The 8,466-nt window shown below is 48.6% G+C and carries 9 protein-coding genes, 1 tRNA gene and 1 rRNA gene; 6 read left to right on the top strand and 5 right to left on the bottom strand.

Features of this window, described 5'->3' with window-relative positions:
• The 5 genes from rrf to BMX58_RS14255 all read left to right on the top strand — a co-directional run.
• Positions 1-112: ribosomal RNA gene (rrf, locus tag BMX58_RS14235) — 5S ribosomal RNA — on the top strand; the annotation flags it as partial.
• Between the two features lie 170 nt (positions 113-282).
• Positions 283-567 carry a GNAT family N-acetyltransferase gene (locus tag BMX58_RS14240; RefSeq protein ID WP_068624979.1) on the top strand — a complete coding sequence of 95 codons (285 nt, stop codon included), beginning with the start codon at positions 283-285 and terminating at the stop codon, positions 565-567.
• Between the two features lie 523 nt (positions 568-1,090).
• On the top strand, positions 1,091-2,035 hold the full coding sequence (gene metA, locus BMX58_RS14245) for a homoserine O-acetyltransferase MetA (protein ID WP_068624981.1): 945 nt from the start codon (positions 1,091-1,093) through the stop codon (positions 2,033-2,035).
• A 163-nt stretch (positions 2,036-2,198) separates the two neighbouring features.
• Positions 2,199-2,271: transfer RNA gene (locus BMX58_RS14250), tRNA-Thr, on the top strand.
• 271 nt (positions 2,272-2,542) lie between these two features.
• Complete coding sequence (locus BMX58_RS14255) at positions 2,543-3,073, top strand: hypothetical protein (RefSeq protein WP_131814111.1); 531 nt, start codon at positions 2,543-2,545, stop codon at positions 3,071-3,073.
• A 79-nt stretch (positions 3,074-3,152) separates the two neighbouring features.
• On the opposite strand, the gene BMX58_RS14805 is transcribed toward BMX58_RS14255, so the two are convergent.
• The 4 genes from BMX58_RS14805 to BMX58_RS14270 all read right to left on the bottom strand — a co-directional run bounded on the left by BMX58_RS14805 (position 3,153) and on the right by BMX58_RS14270 (position 6,381).
• A complete protein-coding gene (locus BMX58_RS14805) occupies positions 3,153-3,293 on the bottom strand; it encodes a hypothetical protein (RefSeq protein WP_157077275.1) in 141 nt (46 codons plus the stop codon).
• A 55-nt stretch (positions 3,294-3,348) separates the two neighbouring features.
• Complete coding sequence (locus tag BMX58_RS14260; protein ID WP_068624985.1) at positions 3,349-3,756, bottom strand: PTS sugar transporter subunit IIB; 408 nt, start codon at positions 3,754-3,756, stop codon at positions 3,349-3,351.
• Between the two features lie 40 nt (positions 3,757-3,796).
• Entirely contained in the window at positions 3,797-4,783 is a 987-nt protein-coding gene (locus BMX58_RS14265; RefSeq protein ID WP_338061258.1) for an alanine/glycine:cation symporter family protein, read from the bottom strand.
• Positions 4,784-5,160: 377 nt separating this feature from the next.
• Positions 5,161-6,381, bottom strand: coding sequence for an MFS transporter (locus BMX58_RS14270; protein WP_068624987.1), 1,221 nt, complete (start codon positions 6,379-6,381; stop codon positions 5,161-5,163).
• A gap of 348 nt (positions 6,382-6,729) precedes the next feature.
• Here BMX58_RS14270 and BMX58_RS14275 point away from each other — a divergent pair, with 348 nt between their 5' ends.
• On the top strand, positions 6,730-7,395 hold the full coding sequence (locus BMX58_RS14275) for a TVP38/TMEM64 family protein (RefSeq protein ID WP_239420624.1): 666 nt from the start codon (positions 6,730-6,732) through the stop codon (positions 7,393-7,395).
• A gap of 54 nt (positions 7,396-7,449) precedes the next feature.
• On the opposite strand, the gene BMX58_RS14280 is transcribed toward BMX58_RS14275, so the two are convergent.
• The gene (locus tag BMX58_RS14280) at positions 7,450-8,037 is read right to left on the bottom strand and encodes an ECF transporter S component (protein WP_068624989.1); all 588 of its coding nucleotides are present in this window, start codon (positions 8,035-8,037) and stop codon (positions 7,450-7,452) included.
• Between the last annotated feature and the right edge of the window lie 429 nt (positions 8,038-8,466).

Consider the following 8,466-nt stretch of genomic DNA (forward strand, 5'->3'; position numbering starts at 1 on the left):
GTGATGATGGCAAGAAGGCCACACCTGTTCCCATCCCGAACACAGAAGTTAAGCTTCTTAGCGCCGATTGTAGTGAAGGGTTTCCCTTTGTGAGAGTAGGACATTGCCGCGCATGTTTTTATATAAATGATCAGAAGGCTGTTGAGGTAAATCTCGATGGTCTTTTTTTGATTTGCCTGCACTGGCATCTTTGGTCGGATGGAGTCGATTTATTATATAAAATCGGGCCGCCGTGCTAAACTGTATTTGAGGATAGTTGTCAGAAGGTGAGGGAAATAAAATATGGTAGATTTTATGAAAACCAAAAATGGCTTTGTTTTGAATGATGAAAATGAATGCATGATAGCTGAAATTACTTACGCACCGTATGGGGAAGATAAGGTCATAGCCAACCATACTTATGTCGATTCTTCATTGAGAGGGCAAGGCATCGCTGAGATGTTATTGGATCGTCTTGTCGAGGAGATGCGTGCAGAAGGGAAAAAAATTGTTCCGCGCTGCTCGTATGTTGTAGCTATGTTCGATCGCAAACGTGAAAAGTATGCCGATATCAAGGCAGACATTTAATTACGTTCTCTCTAATTTTATATAGATGAGAGTAGCGGGCCGGAATTAGGGGAAGTAGTTCCGTCCCGCTATTTTTAGTGTTTGGTTGGGGGGTCAGTGGTGATCGGTTTTGCCTATTGACAAGATTAAGAAATGATGATAATTTAATTATATTAGTGCAAGTCTCAGCTTATAATAGAATGGGCAATGATAAGAAGAGTAACTTTGGGAAGTACGTAAAGAGAGCTTCTGTTTTGGTGAAAGGGAGCGTATCGGAACAAGGTGAAGATGGTCTTGGAGCCTCTAATCGGGTGAATAATCAGCTCGATTACGTCAGCAGGCGATATTCTGCAAAGTATACAAAGGAGATGCGGTCACGCAATCACTTTATGTACTTTTTGAGGTAAGGATTGTGAAGTCCTTATGAAAATGGGTGGTAACGCGAAGCTTTCGTCCCATGGTCGCAAGACTGTGGTGAGGAGAGCTTTTTTGTGCATAAAAGAGCTGTTGAGGAGAAACGTTCAATTGAAAAGGAGTGGAAAACATGCCGATCAAAGTATCGAAGGATTTGCCTGCCATCAAAGAGTTGGCCAAAGAAAATATTTTCGTCATGGACGAGTTAAGAGCTGTCACACAGGATATCCGTCCGTTAAAAATTATCATCGTGAATCTGATGCCTACAAAACAAGCCACGGAGACGCAGTTCATCCGTTTGCTCTCGAACACGTCCCTTCAGGTGGAAGTGACTTTATTGCGGATGGAAAGCTATGATTCCAAGCATGTTTCTGAACAATATCTGGACTATTTCTACAAAACATTTTCGGACATCAAGGATCAATTCTTTGATGGGATGATCATCACAGGTGCTCCCGTCGAAAACCTCGCATTCGAAGAGGTGGAGTATTGGCCGGAATTGGTGTCGATCATGGAATGGTCAGCCAGCCACGTTTTCTCGACGATGCATATCTGTTGGGGTGCCCAAGCTGGACTTTACCATCATTACAATATCGAAAAGTATCCTCTGAAGGAAAAGCTGTTCGGCGTGTTCAAGCACACGATCACCGACAGCAGAACAATGCTGCTCCGAGGTTTTGATGATGAGTTTTTCATGCCGCATTCGCGCCATACGGATGTCCGTAGAGCGGATATAGAAGCCTGCAGTGCGCTTGAAATCCTGGCGACTTCGGAAGAGGCGGGCGTCAGCATTGTCCGCAGCAGGGACAACCGTTTCGTTTTTGTGACGGGGCACGCCGAGTATGATTTCGATACGCTCGACAAGGAGTACCAGCGGGATGTCGCTTTGGGGCGTCCTATCGATATCCCGGTCAATTATTACCCGGAGGATGATCCGAGCAAGCGTCCGGTGGTGCGTTGGCGCGGCCATGCCAATATCCTCTTTGTGAATTGGCTGAATTATTTCGTCTATCAGGAAACGCCGTTCGATCTGCAGCGTATCCAGGAACTGCGGAACAAACCGGTTGAGGACTGAAAAGGGGCCGGTAAATGCGCGGCGTGATCCTGCGCCCCCCTTCTGGAATGCAGAAAGGGCAATCTCATTTCACAAAATCGAGATTGCCCTCTTTACAAACCGGGGAAATTTATTTATAATTTATTTTGTTGTGGTTCACTTGTTGAGTGAAGGCACGAACGAAGCCGGCTTAGCTCAGTTGGTAGAGCATCGCACTCGTAACGCGGAGGTCACAGGTTCAAGTCCTGCAGCCGGCATGCTTGTTTTTATCAGGTGCATCAAAGGTTCGGATACCTCTGATGCATCTTTTTTTTGCCATTTTTTAGCGATAAGGGTTCGTTTTTTGAAAAAGGAATTGTCTCCAGAATGCGTATCTATTGAGTGAAAGAAGAGGAGGCAGCAAATTTGGAAAGAAACGATCAGCAGCATTTACTGGTTAATATGGACAAGAAAAAAATCATGTAACCGGCCCGACTGACTTGGGCAGGGGACAGCACGATCACAGGAATAGCAGCAACGCATCCGCAGTTGGGAAACCCTTTTCAGTATGTGCTGTTCCAATTGTTGATGGAAAAATGGAAAGGCGACAGGATCACTTTGGTTGTCGATTCCAAAGAAGTGAGAGAGTATTTGCTGAAGCAAGAGAACTATGCTTTTTACTTAGGTTACAAGAAAAGATTGTTGCGCCGGAACCGGAAAGAAGCGGGAGTGGACGTTGTCTCAATCGATCCATCTGAAGTTATCCGCTGGAAGGAACAGTGGGGAGAGTTCATCAATCAATACGTGCTGATCAATTATGATTCCCATTTGTTCATGACTATCGATAGCTGGTTGTTTAAGCGCACGAAAAATTTGATGCCTTATTTCGTTTTGGCGCAGGCGGAAGAACAAACCGAACAAAAGGGCAGTTGGGCCGGGAACAGAATCGGGATCGAGCCGATTGATACGGATACGTTCGAAAAGGATGTTTATTTCGAAATGTTCCGGATGATAGGGGACAAATCAGCTTGCCAACTGGGAATCGAAGATTTTCATCGGCGCCATGGCGGAATGAACTAATATTTAACAGAAGCGTGCAACGGCATCCGAGATAACTGAACAGCTCCCTCCTCTGCACCAATGCACAGGCGGGAGCTGTTCAGTTATGCGGCATCTTCCTTTTGCGGAAGATGGCTGAGAAGGTAATTGCCTTCCAGCCGCAGTCGGCATGGATGGTGTTGCAATCGAACGCCAACACCCGATTCTTTTCCGGGTTTTCGATGTCCTTGGGACTGATCATTTGCTCCACTTTTTGATGTAATCATAGGTGTTCATGGCTGTCACCTCATTTTTCTTCAGGAAACGTTGCTCCGGCAATAGGCTACGGACCGCGTCACGCGCATGACATTTTCTTCACCCGGGAAATGCACAGGATTGATCGGATTCTTCTTGTACATTTCGAGTATATCCAAGACATCGGTCGACAATTCGCGGATGTCGATCAGCCCGTACATGCGCGGCGGCAAGATGTAGATCGGTTTATCGGGATTCGCGTTTTTGACCAACTTTTTGACGTCATAGGTCAGATGCGGGCAGCAGACAACGATATCGAACCGGTCCATTTTTTTGTTGGCGATCATGCAAGGCGAGAATTCAATCTCAAATTGTTCTTCCAAATGGTATTGCTGGATGTCTTTTTGTACTTTGGCCGTCAGTGCGCTGGATGAAAATCCGCCGCCGCAGCATAACAGGATATGGATCATAGGGTTTCCTCCATTTTTTTTGATGGTTACATCATATCATCTAATGGAAACGCTTAACATCTTTTTTTATACGGATAAGGGAGGCATAAGAATGATCCTTTGGCCGAATCGTCTTCGGATCGCTGAAGAAATCATCCGTCAATGCAACAACGGGACCGGCCAATCCGATCAAGGCGATCAGATTTGGGATGGCCATCAGCCCGTTGGAGAGATCGGAAATTTCCCAGACATCATTCACGGCCGCAACAGCTCCGTAGACGAGTGATCCGATGAAGAAAATCCGATAGACAAGGATGGTTTTTTGGCCGGCGATGTATTCGATCGCTTTTTCTGAGTAGTAGTACCAGGCGATGGTGGTTGCGAAGGCGAACAGGACGATACAGATGGCAATGATGTATTCCCCGCCCGGGATGGCGGCGCTGAATGCGCGGTTGGACATCTCCGTGCCATCGATCGATGCATCCTTCCAGGTTCCGCTGATGATGATCACCAGGGCTGTGATGGTGCACATGATGATTGTATCGAAGAAAACTTCGAAAGCCCCCCAGCAGCCTTGGCGCGCGGGGTGATCGGTGTCGGCGCTGGAGTGGGCGATCGGGGCGCTCCCAAGGCCAGCCTCATTCGTGAACACACCCCGCGCAACGCCGATCCGGGCCGCATACAGCAGCGAAGCCCCCGCAAAGCCGCCGACAGCCGCGGTGCCGGTGAAGGCACCTGCGACAATCATAGCGAGAGCGGAAGGAATTTGGCGCCACTGGATAATCAGGATAAAGATGGCTGCGCCCGTATAGATCAGCGACATGAAGGGAACCAGTTTTTCCGCTACGCTTGCGATCCGCTTGATGCCTCCGACCACGACCAAAGCCACAAAAAGAGCCAAGAGCAGGCCGCTTGCCCAAGCAGGAAAGGAGAGAGCGTCCCTCAGACTGCCGGCCACGGCCTTTGCTGATGTAATACATCGGACCGCCCACATAGTTGCCCTGCGCGTTTTTTTCGCGGTAAGCGAGCGCCAGAGTGGTTTCCGCATATTTTGTGACCATACCGAGAACAGCGGAGGTCCACATCCAAAAAATGGCACCAGGGCCGCCGACGCTGATGGCCACGGCTACCCCTACTATATTGCCGGTCCCGACCGTTCCCGCAAGGGCCGTGCAGACTGCCTGGAAGGGGGTGATGGTGCCGGCTTCGGTTTCCTCCGGCTTCCGGAAAATCGTCTTTAGTGCGTTGGCCATCACGGTTCCGAAGCGGATGAAGATGACGACTCTGGTTTTGAACGTCAAGTACAGCCCCGTACCCAGCATCAGGACCAGCATTGGGATGCCCCAGATAATTGTGTCGTTCAGCCATTTTACGGTTTCCATCATGATTGCCTCCTTTTCTGGAGTAGCCAAGGGGAATTTTTTGTCAGGTGCCTTTGTTTTTGCGCACGTACAGGCTGCTGATGGTCAGGTGGGTGCCGATCAATCCCAAAATGATGATGTAGCCAGCGATGAATCCGGCCGAGATGTAGCCGCTGAGCGTCAAGGCAAATGCCGCCAAAAGGTCAGCGCCTTGGTAAGAGAGCGAGCTGAAGGCCAGATAAGATGCCTGCTTGTCCTCGGGCACGAGGTCGACTTTGCGGGCGTTGATGTTCGGGGAAGAAGCCAACTCGCCGATGGTCGCCATGATCATCAAAGGAATCAGGACGTAGATGTTGTTCATGACGGCGATCAATCCATAGCTGACGACATAGACTACAAGACCGTAAAGGATGGTGGCTTTTTCCGATCGTTTTTCGGTGAAACGGGAAACCAGGAAAGTGAATCCGACAACGAGGAGCGTATTGAGCACCTGCAGCAAGCTGAGCATCCTGACGCCATCGATGGGCACCGTGAAGAAGGTCAGCGTTTCGAACTCTTTCGAAAGCCGGACGCCGGTATAGGTCTTCAGCGAAAACTCGGCAGTGTTGAACAGTGCCATGCCAAGGATCAGGAGGAGCCAGCGCGTATCCTTCGCTGCGATGCGATAGTTCAAAAACAAATCCTTGAGGCGGTTCTTGTGCAACTTCTCAGCAGTGCCGTTACTGTAGTCCAGTTGCCTCCGGAACACCAAGGCCACCACCAGTTGGGCCATTCCGGCCACGAGGAACAGTTGGGGCAGGAAGTGCTGAAAAAGGAAGCCGCCGATTGAAAAACCCAGCGCCATGGACAAATTGAAGGTCCAATATTGCCATTGATAGGCTTGCTTCCGGTTTTTGGTGGTGGTGCAGTCCATCAGTACGGCATCATACGCCGGCGAATAAAGGTTGAAGGAAATGCCGCAAGCGAGATAGCCCAGTATCAGCCAGCCGTCAGCCGAAAGCAATCCGAGAAACCGAAGCGCAATCAACAGCAGCGATCCCCCATAAAGACTTTGGAAAAGATAAAGGATTGCCGTTCTCTGGAAATTATCGGCAAGATACCCACCGATGATGCCGGCGAGGAAGCAGACGACCACGTTTGTCATGACGAGCATGCCGGTCACCTGCGGATTGAAGATGCCTGCCAGATAGATGACCAGAAATGGGATCGTGCAGGAGTAAATCAAACTGTTTATGAAAGAACTGACCAAAGTCGAGCGGATGTTCTTGGAAAATGTTGTTGCCATAAATCACCTGTCTTATTAAAGATTCTATACACTGAAAGTATCATAGCTGCCGGCATTTTTCCAGCCGGAGCCGCTGTAGCTCGGGCTGACGCCTGCTTTTCTCCGTAAGAAAATCTTAACTTACTTTTTTATGGACAAACCGACGGGAAGTGTTTATAATCGGTTAAGAAAATCCGACTTTAGTCAGATGCCGGCACACGATGTCTGCGCTATACTTAAGACGCAGCAAAAGGAAGCGCTATCAACAAGGCGGTTCACGGAATCGCTAAGTTAAATTCACAGAAAATTGATTTTCGTCAGGTATAATCGGAAACAAGGCAGCACCAAAAAATGATAAGAGGTGAAAGAGTGGAATTGGAGAACACTGCTACCCATCAAGGGATTGCATTGAACCGCAGGATCGTCCAGCTTTTGACGGCAGCGGGAACAGTAGCGACACTTATCTTAGGCATTTGGATCTATCGGACAGGCTTTTTTGAAGCTGAGGGCAGTTTTAAGGCGTTATTGGACGGAATGGGTATCTACGCCCCCATCCTTTTCTTGCTAATCCAAATTATCCAGGTCGTCTACCCCATCATTCCCGGAGGCGTGACGGTTGTCGTCGCTCCGATGGTGTTCGGTCCGTTCTGGGGGTTCACCTACAGCTTCATTGGTGTGCTGATCGGTTCGATCATCAATTTCATTTTGGCCCGCAAATACGGGAAGACATTCGTGAGAGCATTCGTTTCGGAAGAAACCTACAGAAAATATTATGATTGGTTGATAAAAGGGAAACGTTTCGAATGGCTGTTGGCCTCAGCATTTGCCTTGCCTGGATTTCCTGATGATTTCCTTTGCATGGTTGCCGGTCTGACGGAAATGTCCATGAAGCGTTTCATGACCATCTTCCTCGTGTTCAAGCCGATCACCCTGTACTTTTATGGCATCGGTGGGGCATCGATTGTGACCTGGGTGTTCCTGAACATGCCTACACTCATCAAAGGCTGGTTGGCTATCCAACCGGTGTTGCAGTGAAATCAAAACCAAAAAAACGATGAGCCTCAGAGGCCCATCGTTTTTTTGGTTTGCTCATTTTCTGCGGACTTTCATCAGCGCTGTGGAGATGAATGGGGCGATCAGACCGGCTGCGACGGCTTCACCGACGCCATTTGTGGCGACGATGCCGGCCAACACCTTCAACAGGTTGGACGGATCAACATTCAATGCTTCTGCATATTCATTGCCGTAGAATAGGGCGATGAAACTCAAGACAAGCACCGTGTTGGTCAAAGATCCCAAAACCGACGCGATGACCATTCCGCGTTTTTCCTGTTTGCGTTTCAGGAAAGCGTGGAATACGAATCCTGCCACCAGGCCCACCATGACGCGCGGCACGACTGCGATGATTGGATTGGTCCAGAGCAGCAGATCCAGCGGGGAAGCCGGCAGGGTGTAGGCTTTGACCATGCGCGCCAAGCCCCAGACAAGCCCGACCAGCATGCCGTCCTTCGTGCTTAATACGAAGGACGCGACGATGACCGTGATGTGGATGATGGTCGGATTCAACGGTGGAATCGGGATATTGCCAAGGAACGGAACGAATGTCTGGATGATGATGAACGCAGACAGAATGCCGAGTATGGCGATGCGGTACGTTTTATTTTTTTGTGTATTCATGTAGGCTCAACCTCTTTTTATGTTTGCATTTCGGCAAGCGCCGATACATATAGGTATTCTACCAAATACTCCCGAAAAAAAATAGGGTTAGTTGCAATAGTAAATTCCAGTTTGCAAAACTAAATTCCGCACTCGAGCCGATGAAAAGAGAAATAGACAAAAAATGAATGTCAAAAAGGTCAATTTGTATATTTTAGAGTGATCAATGTATCGAATTCGGTCTGTTTTTGGGCATGACAAACCGAAGGTGAAGATTCTGCGTTTTTTCGCAAGAGTAAATTCCACCCCTAAAAGATATTTTATTGTGGACAATGTTCTGCTGCTTTTTTCGGTTAGAACGGGATTCCTTCATCTTCAAAGCTGTTGGTTTTGCTCAATGCACCTTCTGAGAGGCGTGAGACTGTGGCTTCGAGCTCGGCCACAGTCTGG

The sequence above is a fragment of the Trichococcus ilyis genome (assembly GCF_900109135.1).
GTDB lineage: Bacteria > Bacillota > Bacilli > Lactobacillales > Aerococcaceae > Trichococcus > Trichococcus ilyis.